General features: G+C 58.1%; 15 protein-coding genes. 10 read left to right on the forward strand and 5 right to left on the reverse strand.

Features of this window, described 5'->3' with window-relative positions; genetic code table 11:
* The first annotated feature begins 2 nt into the window (after window positions 1-2).
* From trbL to OC450_RS05400, 5 genes are all read left to right on the forward strand, one after another.
* Window positions 3-1262, forward strand: a complete 1260-nt coding sequence (trbL, locus tag OC450_RS05380) for a P-type conjugative transfer protein TrbL (protein WP_262047359.1) — start codon at window positions 3-5, stop codon at window positions 1260-1262.
* Window positions 1262-1945 carry a conjugal transfer protein TrbF gene (gene trbF / locus OC450_RS05385; protein WP_262047360.1) on the forward strand — a complete coding sequence of 228 codons (684 nt, stop codon included), beginning with the start codon at window positions 1262-1264 and terminating at the stop codon, window positions 1943-1945. Before trbL ends, trbF begins: the two co-directional genes overlap by 1 nt.
* Window positions 1946-2019: 74 nt before the next feature.
* Complete coding sequence (trbG, locus tag OC450_RS05390; RefSeq protein WP_262047564.1) at window positions 2020-2973, forward strand: P-type conjugative transfer protein TrbG; 954 nt, start codon at window positions 2020-2022, stop codon at window positions 2971-2973.
* On the forward strand, window positions 2970-4184 hold the full coding sequence (locus OC450_RS05395) for a TrbI/VirB10 family protein (protein WP_262047361.1): 1215 nt from the start codon (window positions 2970-2972) through the stop codon (window positions 4182-4184). The genes trbG and OC450_RS05395 overlap by 4 nt, the downstream gene beginning before the upstream one ends.
* A 9-nt stretch (window positions 4185-4193) precedes the next feature.
* A complete protein-coding gene (locus OC450_RS05400; RefSeq protein WP_262047362.1) occupies window positions 4194-4436 on the forward strand; it encodes a DUF2274 domain-containing protein in 243 nt (80 codons plus the stop codon).
* Here OC450_RS05400 and OC450_RS05405 read toward each other — a convergent pair.
* From OC450_RS05405 to OC450_RS05425, 5 genes are all read right to left on the reverse strand, one after another.
* Entirely contained in the window at window positions 4409-5356 is a 948-nt protein-coding gene (locus OC450_RS05405; RefSeq protein WP_262047363.1) for a LysR family transcriptional regulator, read from the reverse strand. The genes OC450_RS05400 and OC450_RS05405 overlap by 28 nt on opposite strands.
* Window positions 5357-5464: 108 nt before the next feature.
* The gene (locus OC450_RS05410) at window positions 5465-6097 is read right to left on the reverse strand and encodes an acyl-homoserine-lactone synthase (protein ID WP_262047364.1); all 633 of its coding nucleotides are present in this window, start codon (window positions 6095-6097) and stop codon (window positions 5465-5467) included.
* 94 nt (window positions 6098-6191) lie between these two features.
* Window positions 6192-7040 carry a LuxR family transcriptional regulator gene (locus tag OC450_RS05415; RefSeq protein WP_315986374.1) on the reverse strand — a complete coding sequence of 283 codons (849 nt, stop codon included), beginning with the start codon at window positions 7038-7040 and terminating at the stop codon, window positions 6192-6194.
* A gap of 166 nt (window positions 7041-7206) precedes the next feature.
* Complete coding sequence (locus tag OC450_RS05420) at window positions 7207-7809, reverse strand: pyridoxamine 5'-phosphate oxidase family protein (protein WP_262047365.1); 603 nt, start codon at window positions 7807-7809, stop codon at window positions 7207-7209.
* Window positions 7810-7999: 190 nt separating this feature from the next.
* The gene (locus tag OC450_RS05425) at window positions 8000-9508 is read right to left on the reverse strand and encodes a PLP-dependent aminotransferase family protein (protein WP_262047366.1); all 1509 of its coding nucleotides are present in this window, start codon (window positions 9506-9508) and stop codon (window positions 8000-8002) included.
* Window positions 9509-9844: 336 nt separating this feature from the next.
* Between OC450_RS05425 and OC450_RS05430 the strand changes: the two genes are divergently transcribed.
* The 5 genes from OC450_RS05430 (at window position 9845) to OC450_RS05450 (ending at window position 15536) form a co-directional block, all read left to right on the forward strand.
* The gene (locus OC450_RS05430; protein WP_262047367.1) at window positions 9845-11413 is read left to right on the forward strand and encodes an ABC transporter substrate-binding protein; all 1569 of its coding nucleotides are present in this window, start codon (window positions 9845-9847) and stop codon (window positions 11411-11413) included.
* 64 nt (window positions 11414-11477) lie between these two features.
* Window positions 11478-12455 (forward strand): carbohydrate ABC transporter permease, encoded by a 978-nt coding sequence (locus OC450_RS05435; RefSeq protein ID WP_262047368.1) that lies wholly within the window; start codon window positions 11478-11480, stop codon window positions 12453-12455.
* A complete protein-coding gene (locus OC450_RS05440; protein ID WP_262047369.1) occupies window positions 12452-13312 on the forward strand; it encodes a carbohydrate ABC transporter permease in 861 nt (286 codons plus the stop codon). Before OC450_RS05435 ends, OC450_RS05440 begins: the two co-directional genes overlap by 4 nt.
* Window positions 13309-14406, forward strand: coding sequence for an ABC transporter ATP-binding protein (locus OC450_RS05445; RefSeq protein WP_262047370.1), 1098 nt, complete (start codon window positions 13309-13311; stop codon window positions 14404-14406). Before OC450_RS05440 ends, OC450_RS05445 begins: the two co-directional genes overlap by 4 nt.
* Window positions 14407-14441: 35 nt before the next feature.
* A complete protein-coding gene (locus OC450_RS05450) occupies window positions 14442-15536 on the forward strand; it encodes an ABC transporter ATP-binding protein (RefSeq protein ID WP_262047371.1) in 1095 nt (364 codons plus the stop codon).
* Window positions 15537-15711 lie beyond the last annotated feature (175 nt).

The raw sequence follows: 15711 nt of genomic DNA on the forward strand, positions 1-15711 counted from the left end.
CCATGACCGGCACCGGCGTGATCGATCAGTTCCTCGATACCTATACCCGCTATATCGATTCTGGCTTCGGCCTACTGGGCAGCGAAGTTGGCTTTCTTGCAACGACTTTGGCTGCCATCGACATTACGCTTGCGGCTTTGTTCTGGAGCTGGGGGACGGACGACGATCTGATCGCACGGCTCGTCAAAAAGAGTCTGTTCGTCGGTGTCTTCGCCTACCTGATCGGCAACTGGAATAATCTCGCTCGTATCGTGTTCGAGAGCTTTGCCGGTCTCGGGCTCAAAGCCTCCGGCACAGGCCTGTCATCCGCAGATTTTTTGCGGCCAGGGCGGATTGCCCAAGTTGGCCTCGATGCCGGCCGGCCGATCCTCGACTCGATCTCAGGTCTGATGGGATACATCAGTTTTTTCGAAAATTTCGTCCAGATCGTCGTTTTGCTGTTCGCCTGGGTCGTGGTGCTGCTCGCCTTCTTCATTCTGGCGATCCAGCTCTTCGTGACTCTCATCGAGTTCAAGCTGACGACACTCGCCGGCTTCGTGCTGATCCCCTTTGGTTTGTTCGGAAAGACCGCATTTGCGGCTGAGCGTGTGCTCGGCAATGTCGTCTCGTCGGGCATCAAAGTCCTGGTCCTGGCCGTCATTGTTGGCATCGGCTCGACACTGTTCTCTCAGTTCACGTCCGGGTTCAACGGCGGGCAGCCGACCATCGAAGACGCTATGGCGCTGGTGCTCGCGGCATTGACGCTGCTCGGTCTCGGCATTTTTGGTCCTGGGATCGCCAACGGATTGGTGTCCGGCGGACCTCAGCTCGGCGCGGGTGCCGCGGTCGGAACGGGCATTGCTGCCGGCGGCATTGTTGTCGCAGGCGCTGGTCTCGCTGCGGGCGGAGCCGGGCTGGCCGGGGGAGCGATGGCGGGAGCTGCACGAGGTGGTGCCACGCTCGCAAGCAGTGCGTCCGCGGCTTATCGCAGTGGCGGTCTCAGTGGTGTCGCCGATGCCGGGCTCTCGGCAGTGGCAAGTCCGCTGCGCCGGGCCGCGGCAACTCTCAGTATCAGCGCTCAATCGGCTGGGCAGGCGCCAACCACAGCGCGCGCGGGCGCCGAGACCGGGAACACCGCGCCGGATGGTCCGCCCGATTGGGCGCGGCGCATGAAGCGTGCCCAGACCGTCAGCCATGGCGCATCAGCCGTCACCCATGCAGTTCGCTCCGGCGACCATGGCGGTGGCGGCGCATCGATCGATCTCTCTGAAGGAAACCGCTGATGTTTAAACGTCCATCTGTTCACTACGGCCGCACGCCCGAGCCGGTCACTCCCTATCAAAAAGCAGCGCAAGTCTGGGACGACCGTATCGGGTCAGCCCGCGTGCAGGCAAAAAACTGGCGATTGATGGCATTCGGATGCCTCGCGCTCTCGACGGGTCTCGCCGGCAGTCTTGTCTGGCAATCGACCCAAGGCACGATCACGCCCTGGGTGGTCGAGGTCGATCGTCTTGGCCAAGCACAACGAGTGGCTCCGGCCAATACGGACTACCAGCCGACTGACCCGCAGATCGCCTACCACCTGGCGCGATTCATCGAGGATGTCCGGGGCCTCCCGGCTGACGCCATCGTGTTGCGTCAGAATTGGCTGCGCGCCTACGACTTTACGACCGATCGTGGTGCTGCCGCTCTTAATGACTACGCCCGAACCAACGATCCCTTTGCCAGGCTCGGCAAAGTGCAGGTCTCGGTCGAGGTATCCAGCGTTATTCGCGCGTCGATGGAGAGTTTTCGAGTGGCGTGGGTTCAGCGCGCCTACGACAACGGATCTCTCAGTTCGACCGAGCGCTGGACTGCCATTCTCACCGTCGTGATCGAGACGCCGCGCGATGCCGATCGGCTGCGCAAGAACCCCCTCGGTGTCTACGTCCACGCCATCAACTGGTCGAAGGAGCTTGGGCAGTGAATACGTTATTTCGCAATAGGACTTCCCTGCGCCGGGCTTCATGCAGTCGTTCCGTCTCATTCAGATCAGATGGTCTGGCGTTCCGAAAGGCGATACTTCTGGCACAGCTGCTCTGCGCTTCGGCTTTGGGTGGTTGCTCCACGTTCACGCCGCCGGAGATCAGCTACGACAGTGATGTTCCGCCATTGCCTCCGCCGCCCGTGCCTGCCGACGACAAGCTGCGGCCGCTTCATGTCCCGCCACTCTGGAAGCCGGCCCTAGGCGGTAAGTCTGGTAGCAAGGAGGAGACTGAGCCGGTGAGCCGGGTTGAGACCGCGAACAGTGCGGCGCGTGTCGAACCGCGCAAGAAGGGATACTTTAACGCGGCGCAGGTCTACGCCTACAGCCCTGGTGCGCTGTACCAGATTTATGCCGCGCCCGGACAAATCACCGATATCGCGCTCGAGGAGGGCGAACAACTCACGGGATCGGGTCCTGTCGCGGCAGGCGACACCGTTCGTTGGGTGGTCGGCGATACGGAAAGTGGCAACGGAGATACCCGCCGCGTCCATATCCTGGTGAAGCCGACTCGCGCTTCGATCGAAACCAATCTTGTCGTCAACACCGATCGGCGCACCTACCTGATCGAGTTACGCGCCCGCGAAAAGCCCTATATGCCTTCAGTCGCCTGGTTCTATCCGGAGGACCGGCCGGGCAGGGTGCGGCCCGTGGCTTTGACCCCGGTGCTACCAGATCCGACGCAGCGTCGTTTCCGCTATGCCATTGAGGGCGACGGGCCGCCCTGGCGGCCGCTGACCGCTTATGACGATGGACGCAAGGTCTATATCGAGTTCCCGCAGGGCATCGTTCAAGGCGAGATGCCGCCTCTCTTCGTCATTGGCCATGATGGCAAGACTGAGATTGTGAACTACCGCGCCTATGGCAACGTCCTCATTGTCGACCGGCTTTTTGCGGCCGCGGAGTTGCGGCTCGGTGGCGAGCATCAGCAGAAAGTCCGGATTGTCCGGACCGATGGGAGGTCGTCATGAGCACAGCTCAGAGCAATGACGGTAGCGATCAGCCCGGCGAGCCGAACAGGTCGGAAGAATTGGCGCACGGGTTCCGGTTAAGGGCAGATCATCCGCGCGTCACGCGGCTGTCCCGTAGGGTCCTGGCGGGAGGGACCGCCGTTGCATTGGTTCTTGTTGGGGGTGCCGTGGTTTGGGCTCTCCAAAACAACCGCCCGCGCGGACCCGCGCCGGACGAACTCTACAGCACCGATCACCATAACGTCGCTGATGGCCTCGCCGGATTGCCGCGGGACTATGCTGGCGTTCCGCGTCAGGTGCCCTCGCTGGGCCCACCGCTTCCTGGTGATCTCGGCCGGCCAATCCTTGCCGCTCAGGGGCAGCTGCCAAACACGACCACGACGGGCTTCGATCAGGAGCAGCAGCGCCGCGACCAGGAGATCGAAGCCGCGCGTGTGAGCCATCTGTTCGCCTCCACCAATGTTCGCGAGACGACGCCCGCTGCAGCGCAGGCTTCGAGCGTGGACCGAGTCGCCTCATCATCGGTGCCGGGAGCTGACGACGGCTTTGCGCAGAACGGCCAGGATCGCAAACTTGCCTTCGTCAATGCATCGGTTGATCGCCGTACCACAAGCCCAGACCGCGTCGTGAAACCAGCTTCTCCGTATGTGGTTCAGGCAGGGACCGTTATTCCGGGGGCTCTCATTACCGGCATCCGGTCGGATCTCCCCGGACAAATTACGGCGCAGGTGACCGAAAATGTCTATGACACGCCCTCCGGTCGCTTGCTGCTTGTCCCGCAGGGAGCTCGTTTGATCGGAACTTATGACAGTCAGATCGCGTTCGGTCAGTCACGCGTACTTCTAGTTTGGACACGCTTGATCATGCCGAACGGCCGTTCGATCGTCCTGGAGCGACAGCCTGGCGCGGATGCGGCAGGATATTCAGGGTTGGAAGATGATGTCGACAACCATTGGGGCGAGCTGTTCAAGGCTGCAGCCCTTTCGACGCTGCTGGCTGTCGGCAGCGAAGTGGGAGCCGGCTCCGACACCGGCAACAACGGTGACATCATTCAAGCTCTTCGCCGCGGATCGAGCGATAGCTTGAATCAAACAGGCCAGAAGATCGTTCAACGCAATCTCAACATCCAGCCAACGCTAACGATCAGGCCAGGATTTCCGGTTCGCGTGATCGTCAATCGTGACCTGGTATTCGAGCCTTACAGAGGGTGAGGAATGAAGATGGCCAAGCTTAAGATTGGGGCGCTTCCCAATGACAAGCCCGTCAGAGTCACCATTGAACTGCCGGCTGCCGTGCATCGAGATCTCGTCGCCTACGCAGGAGCCCTCGCTCGTGAAACCGGCGAGCCAGTCAATGATCCGTCAAAGCTGATTGCGCCCATGTTGACGCGATTTATGGCGACGGATCGGGGATTTTCGAAATGGCGTCGTGCGGCTCATTCGTCAGAAACTAGAGAGGGGTAACGTTCGGTAAGCAATTTCAGAAAGCCTTGAAGGGCAGCGTTCTCGTTGTCGTTTCGCCAATGTGCCGAAAAGCTTAGGTAGCTCGGCTGTATCCCGTCGCGCAATTCGCGATAAACCAGACCGGCAAAGCGGGCGCCGATATCGGATTCCATCACCAGGCCGATCCCAAACCTCATGCTGATTAGGCTCTTGATGATGCCCCCACTGACGTCGTGGCGCTCTATCTGAGGCCTGTCCCCAGGCAAAGGGAGCTTAGAAATCAGGACGTCCTCAAGTTCGTGTCCGGGGTCATATTGGCTCAGCAAAACTGTTTGATCCCGAAGATCGGTCCACAAAACGACGTCTCGTGTTGTCAAGGGATGATCCTCTGGCAAGGCGACCATGATTTGCTCGCTCCACAGCGGAAGGGTCTGATTCTCCAGAAGAGGCGGAGCGCCGGTCACGACAAGGATGTCAAGTGTTCCGTTTCGTAGCGCTGTCGTCAGGCGCGTTCGCGATCGTTCGACAGTGACGAGTTCGACATTTGGAAACTGTACTTTGAAATCGAGCAGAGTCTCACGCAGATTGCCCGTCGAGAGAGAGGTACAAAAGCCCACCACCAATTTGCCGGCCTGGCCGCGCTCAGTTGTTTTTGCGCAGGCCACGAGCGTATCGACTTGCTCTAAAATTATTCTCGCCGTCCTGAGAAACTCGCGCCCCCCTGGGGTCGGCTTCACGCCACCGCTCGATCGCTCGAATACGACTACACCAATCGAGTGTTCAAGCTGGCGGATACATCGGCTCAGCTGCGATTGACGAAGCCGCAAGGCATCTGCAGCTTGCCGAAAGCTACCAATATCCGCCGCGGTCACAGCAAAGCGCAACTGCTGTAGATCAACAGCCGGCGGTCTGGCGTCAGGTCGCCGGGTGTCGTTTGCCATGGTTCTCTCCGCCGTGTTTTGATGTTCGATAACTCGGGAAGGGGACAATGCGGGACGTCTGCGTGCAGACATCGCCAGGAGCACTCGCGGAGGCTCTACAAAAGTGTCTCAAGCAGCCATGAACGCGACTGGAGCCCACAACGCGGGTCCGCGCAGGCCGCCAGCGGTCTGCACACGCACTAATGCCTGAAACGAAATCTCAAGGTAGCCAGCAACAGCTAGCGTATTGCCGAGGTGGCGAGGTGTTCCGATCCGCCGTAAAGGCCACCCCGCACGCCTCAGGATTCTTTCCATGCGAGCATCGGTCACCGTAACGATATCGGTGAGTTGCCGCGCCAGCCCGAATTCGATCATGCCCGCAAAAAGCTCGTAGGTCGCGCTGGCGAGACCGTGATTGGCCTTTGGCGCATCAGGGCGAATATCGAGCGCGAAGCGACTGCTCTCCCAGATCGTCTGACTGACGGGAGCGTGCGTCCCATCCAGCAGCACGGGAAACGTATCGCGCAGCATGGTGGGGCCAGTTGACGGGAGCAGACGGACGCAACCTTGAATGCGTCCGTCATCGGCTCTTTGCAACAAATAGGCGGGATGAAGGGCGTCGAATCCGTCGACCTCCATATCTCCGCTGATCTGGACGTCCCAGTCGAGTCGATTTTTGAACACCCGGTATCGCAGGCGGTGCATTTCCCCGAGGTCGTCGGTAAATTGACCGTAGTAGTTTGATGTAATGAGCTGCATCATTGTTGCGTCCCCGATTGCTGAACTTCCGGGATTGAAGACGAAGCCATGAAGCGGCACACCTCCCGCAACTGCGGGATGTGATTAAGCGCAGAAGTTACTTAATAGTCGATCTTGATGCCATGAAGCGGGCGACAGCCTGAATGATGGTCCGAACACCGAACTTAGTCTTGACGTTATCGAGATGAGTGGCTGCGGTATGCCGAGAAATGCCTAGAATACGCCCGATCTCCCAGGCTGATTTGCCTTGGGCGGCCCATTCAAGGCATTCCAGTTCGCGCGGTGACAACGATACCGCATGGATCATCTGTCTAGATTCGATCCGGCGGCGGGCATGGGCATGGAAATACATCGCCATAAGCTGAAGGGCCTTCGCGTGCTCATTAATCGAGCGTTCGAACTGCGGAAGCCGGTCGTTGGCGGCAAAGGTCACAGCGGCCACCGGACCACGATAATCATGAATTGGAACCGTGAATCCGTGGCGGATGCCAAATTTGGCCGCTTCCTCAAATAACTCGCGCTCCGCCTTGGATCGGGCCATCGAGCCTATTTCGAGACCCCACTCGAAGGGTTCAGGATGACCGAGAGCTCGAGTGATTACGGGGTCGAAGCGCTCGTAGTGGCTTTTCAAATATTGGGTGGTCCAAGCTGAGGGATAGTTCGAAATGAGGTGGGCCTCGGCGCTTGGGCGCTGTGGCACTGAAAGGTATGCGAAACACGAAAGGCCAAGCGCCGTCGCAGCTTCGTCCATGATTTGGTGAAGAACATCTGGACTTGGAGAGCTTGATAGTCGGTCCACAAACCTTTGGAAGATTCGATGCATGGTTGCGCCGGCTAGTCTCGATCCTGGGAGGGGCGTGACTTCGTGCTGCCAAAAATCGCTGGTGCCGGTCGTCTCCGGCAGTCGTGAAGTTCCTAAAACGAATGCTTCAAAGGGGCGGCTCAAATTAGCCTCGAGAGGCCAACTCGTTCTCCTGTCGTTAGGCCGTGGTCTCCAATACGGATTACCCGGACTGGCGTGAAAGTGGCTCACGCCGTTCTCAAGTTGGCTCGATCCTTGTAGTTAGCGATTGTGGAAATTTGCCTTTGATCTTCCGCCCAAAAGGCAGGGCTTATTTTAGATAGCGAAAATTCTTAATGAAGCTTGGCAGCTCGATACCTTCCCGCAGCTTTGGATCCGGAAGGGGCGGAAGCTGTACCAGCCGCAGCCCGACTGATCCGGCCCACCGATCGGAGGCGTAGTCTTCCGGCTCCTCGTCGGGAAGGCCGTCGCTGACCTTGGCCGATACCTCGTCTAGCTTCATTCGGATGAGCTTGGTCGCCTTCCATTCCTGCTCGGCCGGCTTGCGGGCATAGTCCCAAAGACCAGGTGCCAGCCTGTCGGTAAAGACCTCGAGTGCATGACGCTTGACCTTGTCCTCACAGAATTCAGCCTTCCCGAACGCCATCACTGAACGAAAATTGACGTTGTGGTTGAATGCCGCGCGGGAGAAGACGATCCCATCCAAATGCGTGACGCTAAAGCAGACTGGAATGCCTTCCTGATGTGCTTTCAGCATCCGACTGGCAGAGGAGCCGTGCCAATAAATATAGTCATCGATACGCCAGTGATTGGTCGGCGTCACATAGGGCATCGAATCGATCACATAACCGATCTGGCAGACGATACCGGCGTCGATAATCGCATTGATCGTATCTCGGTCGTACTTGGCCAACCAATGATACCTCTTCAGTCGTGTCCGCTCGCTCGGTGGTTCCACGGGCTTGGAAGTCTCATTGCTCGCATTCATGTTGTTCTACACCGCCATCACGGGCCGATTCCCGCGAAATTGATATACCTAAAACAAAATCCGCCTCTTGGAGCCATTTACAAAAAATGAACGGGGCCAATTGGTGCCAAGCTCACTATAAATTCGCAAGCACGGGATCTATTGTCGTTCTTAGTTTGGACAAGCGCGCGAGTCCCTGTTCAATTTCGTCAACGTTGTAGGCTGAAAAGCCAAGCAGAAGCCCCTGCCGCTTCGTTCGACCTGCGTAGTAGGGTGACAACGGACGGAGCACAACGCCATAGTCCATAGCTTTGCGCGCAATCTCCTGATCGTCAGCGGTATGGTCGAGCGGTATGATGACATGCATACCGGTGTCGGTTGAAGAGAGACGAAGCCTATTCTCGAAAATATCGCTTAGTCCACCAATCAGCCTAACCTGGCGCGCTCTATAAAGGCTTCGCATCCGTCGGATATGGGCGACGAACAGACCACGATGCATGAATTCCGAAAGGACCATTTGCTCAATGAGCGAGGCGTGGCGATCGACCACGGCCCGCGCCTTGGCAAAGGGCTCGGCAAGGTCCGGCGGCACCACGACGTAGCCTAAGCGGAATGACGGAAGAAGAATCTTCGAGAACGTCCCCAGATGGATGGTGCGTTGTCCGCTGTCCAGCCCGTGGATCGAGGTGGGCGTGTGACCGGCATAGCGAAATTCGTTATCGTAATCATCTTCGACGATCCAGGCGCCGCAACGGCTCGCAAGTTCGATGAGGGCGGAGCGTCGCTGGAGCGAAAGCGTTGCGCCCAAGGGATAGTGACGCGAAGACGACGTAAAAATCAGGCGCGGCGAAGGGTGTTTTGCAAGTGCCTCTTCGACGCAGAGGCCTTGGGCATCGACCTCGACTGGACACAGCGAAGCGCCATTGGCCCTAAATATCGAACGGGTGCCGACATAACCGGGTTCTTCGAGCCAAACTGGATCGCCGGGGTCGAACAGCATGCGGCTGACCAGATCAAGACTCTGCTGAGAACCCGTGGTGATAATGATCTGCTCATAGGTGCAGGTCATACCACGGAAGATGTTGAGATGCCGCGCAATAGCCCGCCGCAGGGGCTCGTAGCCGGCATTGGATGTATCGGCGAGAATCTCACCGCGAAGCCGACCCGACGTCTCGTTTAGCAGGCGTAGCCAGGTTTTGATTGGAAATTCGCGCAGATCCGGAAGGTCCGGCATGAATGTCGTCGGACGTTCCGGGAAAGCATCCGTGGCCGACGCTGTAAGGCTCTTGCCCCTGCGTGACAACGATCTGAACGGATATCGTTCTCCCACGGTTGATGACGACTTGCTTTCGAGCGGCGACCGACCAGGCCTGCCAGTGGGCTCGAGTACATAAGTCCCGTCGCCAATACGGCTGGACAAGAAGCCCTCGTCGATGAGCCGATCGAAAGCCTGCAAGATCACGTTGCGCGACACGCCGATCTCCTCGGCGAAAACGCGCGTCGACGGCAACTTGATGCCCGCCGGTATGCGCCCGCTCTCAATAGCACCGCGCAGGTGGTCGGCGATCTGCTGATACTTTGGAAGAGCAGAGCCGTCTTCCAATTGAAATCCGATCAATGATCCGGTGACTGCTGTCTTAGACATCAAGAAAATCCCAGCGCATCAATCGGGTCGATCGTGCTTCCGTCAGCCGCGAGCACAAATTGATTGGTACCAATCTTAAAATCAAAATGGTTCTGCTCGCTGCCGGATGTTTCGCATACCGTTAATTTCACAAGATGAGCTAAGGGCCGGTCGGAAGCAACTCGTTTCGCTTTGATGGAGAGCCATCCGACAGGTGTCTAGGGTCGCGATTGTTCGGCTGAAAGTGTTTCGGCCGGGATGATCAAATGCGCGCATTCGCCGGGATGCGTGATGACTTGAGCATGTTGCCACTAAGTTGTGCAAACCACCATCGGAAGTCTATCGGCAGGGGACGACATGAACCGCAACATTGATGAGATCAAAACTACGATTGGAAAGTATGAGGCCGGCGAAATCGATCGACGTAGTTTCGTGCGTTCTCTGACCATGCTTGGTGTCTCGACGTTTGTCGCGAACGCCGTACTGCAGTCGCCGCTCGGAGCGTCGAAGGCGTTCGCGGCCATTGGCGGATCGGAAGAGAGGGCGTGGGCGCTCGCCAGGGAGGCGGCCGCGAAGGCAACCAAGAAGACGCTGACCTTGTTGATCCCGACCGGTTCGATCGGCAACATGACGCCATACGTCGAGAAGTGGAAGAACGAGCTTGGCATCACGCTGGAGTTCATCGAGGAGCCCGATGAAGTCGTTCATACCAAGGGCATGCAGGAGGCGGTAGCCAAGACCGGCCGCTACGACGTGATGATGCCGACCGCGATGTCCTATCCGGACTGGATCGACTCCGGCGTCATTTTCGATCTCACAGACTGGGTCGAGAAGCACAACCCCGAGATCTTCGATAAGGAATGGGGAGTCGTCTTTCCCGCCAGCCATCATGCCCAGCTCTACAACGGTCGCGTCGCCGGACTTCTGAATGACGGTGATCAGATCACGCTGCTGTGCCGGGACGATCACCTGAAGAATCCGACCAAAATGAAAGCGTTTGCCGACAAATTCGGCTATCCGCTTAGCGTACCGAAGACGTGGGGTGAGTACTACAATCTTGCACAATTCATGCATGACCCCGCCAACAAGTTCTACGGCAGTCTGGAATATCGGTCGCGCTACTATGTCAAGTGGATGTTCATGCAGCGGCTGATCTCGAAGGGACGGCTGTACTTCGACCAGGATATGAATCCGACGTTCAATTCGGATGAAGGTCTCGCCGCCCTGGAAGATATGCTAGCAATCAATCAGTATCTCCATCCCGATGCGTTCAGCTTCATCTGGTCGTCGAACTACAATGCGTTCGGCCGTGGCGAGGGTTTCATGAACATCGTCTGGCCGTCGGGCTTCAAATATTCGAAGGCGCCGTCAACCGGACCGGCCACCACAGGCAAAATTGCGGCCACGGTCATGCCGGCTGACAAACTCAAGGACGGCAGTCTGCTCTACGCCGGTTTGTTCTGCTGGGGCTATGGCTACGCGGTCTCCAAATATTCCGCAAATCCTGAACTCGCTTACGCCTACGCCCAGTGGATGACGTCGCCGACCATCTCGGCGGACGCTATTCCGTATCTCGGCGGCTATTCCGATCCCTACCGCAAGAACCACATGCTGGCACCCACGCAGCGGTTGAAGGACGCGTATTCGCCGGAATACCTGCAGACCCTGTACGACAACATGGTCAACACCGTGCCAGACTTCTGTCTGCCGGGCGGATTCGAATACCAGGATGCACTCGACAAGGAGGTGCATGCCTGCATGACGGGCGACAAGAAGCCCAAGGTAGCGTTGGACGACGCTTCACGAGCGTTTGACCGCATTACCCGCCGTATCGGCAAGGACAAGGTGAAGCAGTCCTGGCTGGCGCTCACAAAGAATCTCGCTGAGCCGATCAGAAAAGCGAGTGGCGCAAGCAAGTGGAGCTGAGTTTTCATCAACGATGTTCATCGGTGCCGTTTTGCGCCGGTGAACGTTATCCGGATCTGACGCGGTGAACGATTTGAGCGAGTTGCGGGTATCATCGGGCAGTTCGGACCTGGCGCGAGAGGACGTGCAGGAGGTGCCCTCGGCGCGCGGCAGCCTGCCTTGCAACCGGCTTGGACAGCTTTTGATGCTTCCCGGCCAGATTGTCTCGCTATTAGTGCTGGTCGTTCCGCTTGCCGTCGCCTTTTACATGAGCTTCACCGACTGGACGCCGACCCACGGTTCGTTATTGCAGGCGACGCTAGTGGGGTTCGACAATTACAAGGAATTGCTGGTTTACGACACGCGGTTCGTTGAGGCCGTGGTGCGCACTTTACTTATCTCGACGGTCTGCTTGGCGCTTGAATTCGTATTGGGCCTTTCGTTGGCGGTGTTGTTTCTCCGCGAATTCAGGGGCAAGGCAATCCTGTTTTCAGCGTTTCTGACGCCGATGATGATCCTCCCCGTTGTGGTCGGCTATACCTTCTGGATGCTGTTCCAGTCGAACGGCCCGATCAATCAGTTGCTGATGCTGGTCTTTGGATCAGGGGCTGGGCCGCAATGGTTCAGGAGCACGCCGCTCGCCATCTCGGCGGTTATCATCACGGAAGTCTGGCATTGGACGCCGTTATTCTTTCTGATCCTGTTGTCCGGGCTCAACGCAATACCGGAAAATCCGGTGCGTGCCGCTGTTATCCTCGGGGCCACGCCGCGTCAGGTGTTCTGGCGGATCGTGCTGCCGATGCTCAAGCCGGTCATCATCGTCGCTTTTGTCATTCGAGCGATGGAGATCGTAAAACTGTTCGACGAGGTATTCATGTTGACGCGTGGGGGGCCGGGCACGTCGACCGAGACTATTAGCCTCTACATCTACAAGCTCGCGTTCGCCGACTTCCAACTTGCCTACGGTGCCGCGGCGGCATTTCTCGTTCTTCTCGGCACCCTTGTCTTGATCCACTTGTTGCTTGCGCCGATCCGCAACCAACTACTGGAGGCGAGGCGATGACGGGGCGCAAGCTCACTTGGCCGCTGGCTTTCGTATTGTTCGGCGCACTGATTATCAGTCTGTTTCCCGTGTTCTGGATCGTCATGACCGCGATCAAGCCGCCGACGGATTGGAACGCCTCGCCCGCGATCTGGGTTCCATCGCATCCCACCCTGGTCAATTTCAAGACGCTGTTCGACCCGGACGCGATCCGCGCCTATGGCGTTGGCGGCGTAAGTCAGTCCGCGACAAATTCAGTGTTCGGGTCGCTTCTCGCCTCGGTTGCCGGAACGGTTCTATCGGTGGTGATAGGCCTTTGCGCGGCTATCGGCATATCCCGGTACGCGAATGGGGGAAAGGCGACCCCTTTGATTATCTTGTCGGGACGGATGTTTCCGCCAGCGGCGATCGCGGTGCCATTCGTTATTATCTACTCGAACGTGGGATTGATCGACACGTACCGGGGACTGATCGCGATCTACGTTGCCGGTACGCTGCCGTTTTCGACTTGGATGCTGAAGAGCTTCGTCGATGACCTGCCTCGTGAAATCGAAGAAGCGGCCATGATTGACGGGCGGTCTCGGCTGATGGCGTATATTTTTGTCACCATTCCACTGATCCGGGGCGGCCTGTTGGCGACGACTTTGTTCATCTTCATTTTGAACTGGTCGGAATTTATGTTCGCGCTGGTCCTTTCTTATTCCAACGTGACGACGATCCCGGTTCAGCTTGCTCGATATGTCACCGCGACGGCGGGAACGCTCTACGGCGTTCAGGCGGCGCTTGCCGTTCTCGCGATGGTTCCTCTGATTTTAGCGGGCCTGCTCATCCAGTCGCATCTGGCGCGGGGGATGACGTTTGGCGCGGTGAAGCGATGACCCTTCCGAAGCTTGAAATCGTCAACCTACGAAAATTATTCGGTGACGAATCCCTCGTGGCTGTGGACGGCATCGACTTCGCCGTCGAGGCCGGCGAGACCGTCGCCCTTCTCGGGCCCTCCGGCTGTGGCAAATCGACGACGCTCAATATGATTGTTGGCTTGGAGCAGCCAACCTCGGGCGATATCCGAATCGACGGCCGTTCGGTCATCGGTATTCCTCCCGGCAAGCGCAATGTGGGTCTGGTGTTTCAGGACTACGCCGTCTTCACCCACATGACAGTGTTCGAAAATCTGGCGTTTGGTCTGGTCATTCGTGGTCGACCCAAGGCCGAAATCGCCAAGGCGGTCCACGAGGTCGCCGAACTGCTGGGTATGAGCAATAGCCTCAACCTATCGGCTTCTGAGCTCGGCGGATCTGAATTGCAGAGAGTAGCGATCGGTCGGACGCTGGTGACCAAGCCGGCCATCCTGCTGCTCGACGAACCCTTGTCGAACCTGGAGGCATCCGCACGCCTCGCAATGCGCCGGGAACTTAGGCGTTTGCAATCGGAGATTGGGCTCACAATCATCTATGTGACCCACGATCAGATTGAGGCACTATCCCTGGCGGACCGAATTGCGGTGATGAATGCGGGAAAGCTGCAGCAAATCGAGCGGACCTCGGTGATCTGCAAGAAACCGGATCACGTCTTCGTCGCAGGGTTCATGGGCTCACCACCGATGAATCTCCTTCGCGGCGAGATCATTGGAGATGGCACGTCGCTGGGTTTCAGGCGTGACGGGCTCTTTATCGGGCTTTCTTCAAGCGAGGCGTCCGTTTCCGATTACGTCGGTCGGCCGATCATTCTCGGCTTGAGACCGGAATCCCTGACACTCGCGGCTGCCCACGATGCCACTATCTCGGGAAAGGTAGCGGTTGTCGAGCCGCGTGGGCCGGAAGCTGTCGTGACCGTTGAATCCGGCGCCGTTTCGCTTAAGGCCGTAGTCCCTACCGTCGAGCGGCCTCAGGTAGGTGCGGACATAGGCCTCTTGGCTGCCCCTTCATCGTTCGTCTTCTTCAGCGGCGAAACTGGCCGCCGGCTTGCGTCTTGAGGGAGGCCGGTTTGAAGCCCTTGCGGATTGACTCCATGCTTGCTCCAGCGGCGCTCGAAGTCCGTGGACTTTGCAAAGCCTTTGGAGACAAGGCAGCCGTCTGCGATCTCGGTTTTGCGATTCCCGAGGGGTCGTTGACGGTTCTGCTGGGATCGGCAGGTGCTGGCAAGACCACCACACTTCGCTTGATCGCGGGGGTCGATCGACCGAATGCCGGCCGAGTAGTGATGCGCGGGCGCAATGTGACGGGGCTCGAACCGAAGGATCGAGATATCGCGATGATCTTCGACAATCTCGCCCTTTACCCGAACAAGACGGGATTTGCCAACATCGCCAGCTCGCTGACGATTCGCGGTACGGCGAAGGCAGAGATCGAACAGCGGGTGGCGGAAGTCTCAAGCACGTTGCGGATAGCTCACGTGCTCAATCGCCTGCCCAAGACCATGAGCGGTGGAGAGCGGCAGCGGGTAGCACTGGGACGGGCGCTGATCCGCAAGCCAGGTCTTTTCCTGCTGGACGAGCCTTTGTCCAGCCTTGACGCGATGTTACGGATCGAATTGCGCGCCGAGCTCAAGCGATTGCAACGCGACCTAGGCGCAACATTCCTGCTTGCCACCCCGGATTTCGCCGAAGCGATGGCGGTCGCCGATACTGTCGTCATGTTGCGGGCTGGTCGCGTCGTGCAGATCGCGACGGCTCAGTCGTTATATGACGACCCCGTAGACCGCGAGGTGGCGCGATTTGTTGGCGCGCCGGAAATCAATCTGATGAAGGCAGTTTATGAACCCGGAATCCTAGGGTCGATCCAGGTTGCCGGAGCGTCGTTCGCCGGACTGAAAAAGCTGCGAAATGCGCTTCCCAAAGCCGGCGGCCCATTCGAGATCGGCATTCGCCCGGAGCATTTGAAATTGTTGCCGTCAGGACAAGCGCCGATCAAAGCCAGAGTTTTCGACATCGAACCGCTCGGCCTTAAATCAATGGTGACGGTCAAAAACGAGGAGTCAGAAATGCGCCTGATCGTCGATACCGACGTCGCTGGCCGATATAGTGCTGGCGATGTGGTGGGACTTGACCTGGTAGATCTGGGCCTCTTGGCGTTCGATGCCGTCTCCGGCGTCCGACTGGCTTGAGAACAAGCGAAAGCGTTCGGCGATGACTGCTTTTCCTCAGATATTCAAGACGACCTTTCAACCCATCGGCACCGAGGTCAAGATCAAGATGATGGAATCGATGAGAGCAATGAAGAACGCCGCAGTCGATTGGCGCCCGACCACTAACTATCGGTCGACCATCTGCACAGGATGG

The organism is Bradyrhizobium sp. Bra78 (genome assembly GCF_024519855.1).
GTDB lineage: Bacteria > Pseudomonadota > Alphaproteobacteria > Rhizobiales > Xanthobacteraceae > Bradyrhizobium > Bradyrhizobium japonicum_G.

What these genes read in the sequence shown, in the direction of transcription:
- trbL (WP_262047359.1), top strand. Translation starts at nt 3, where the DNA reads ATGACCGGCACCGGCGTGATCGATCAGTTCCTCGATACCTATACCCGC.
- trbF (WP_262047360.1), top strand. Translation starts at nt 1,262, where the DNA reads ATGTTTAAACGTCCATCTGTTCACTACGGCCGCACGCCCGAGCCGGTC.
- OC450_RS05395 (WP_262047361.1), top strand. Translation starts at nt 2,970, where the DNA reads ATGAGCACAGCTCAGAGCAATGACGGTAGCGATCAGCCCGGCGAGCCG.
- OC450_RS05400 (WP_262047362.1), top strand. Translation starts at nt 4,194, where the DNA reads ATGGCCAAGCTTAAGATTGGGGCGCTTCCCAATGACAAGCCCGTCAGA.
- OC450_RS05405 (WP_262047363.1), bottom strand. Translation starts at nt 5,356, where the DNA reads ATGGCAAACGACACCCGGCGACCTGACGCCAGACCGCCGGCTGTTGAT.
- OC450_RS05410 (WP_262047364.1), bottom strand. Translation starts at nt 6,097, where the DNA reads ATGATGCAGCTCATTACATCAAACTACTACGGTCAATTTACCGACGAC.
- OC450_RS05425 (WP_262047366.1), bottom strand. Translation starts at nt 9,508, where the DNA reads ATGTCTAAGACAGCAGTCACCGGATCATTGATCGGATTTCAATTGGAA.
- OC450_RS05430 (WP_262047367.1), top strand. Translation starts at nt 9,845, where the DNA reads ATGAACCGCAACATTGATGAGATCAAAACTACGATTGGAAAGTATGAG.
- OC450_RS05440 (WP_262047369.1), top strand. Translation starts at nt 12,452, where the DNA reads ATGACGGGGCGCAAGCTCACTTGGCCGCTGGCTTTCGTATTGTTCGGC.
- OC450_RS05445 (WP_262047370.1), top strand. Translation starts at nt 13,309, where the DNA reads ATGACCCTTCCGAAGCTTGAAATCGTCAACCTACGAAAATTATTCGGT.
- OC450_RS05450 (WP_262047371.1), top strand. Translation starts at nt 14,442, where the DNA reads ATGCTTGCTCCAGCGGCGCTCGAAGTCCGTGGACTTTGCAAAGCCTTT.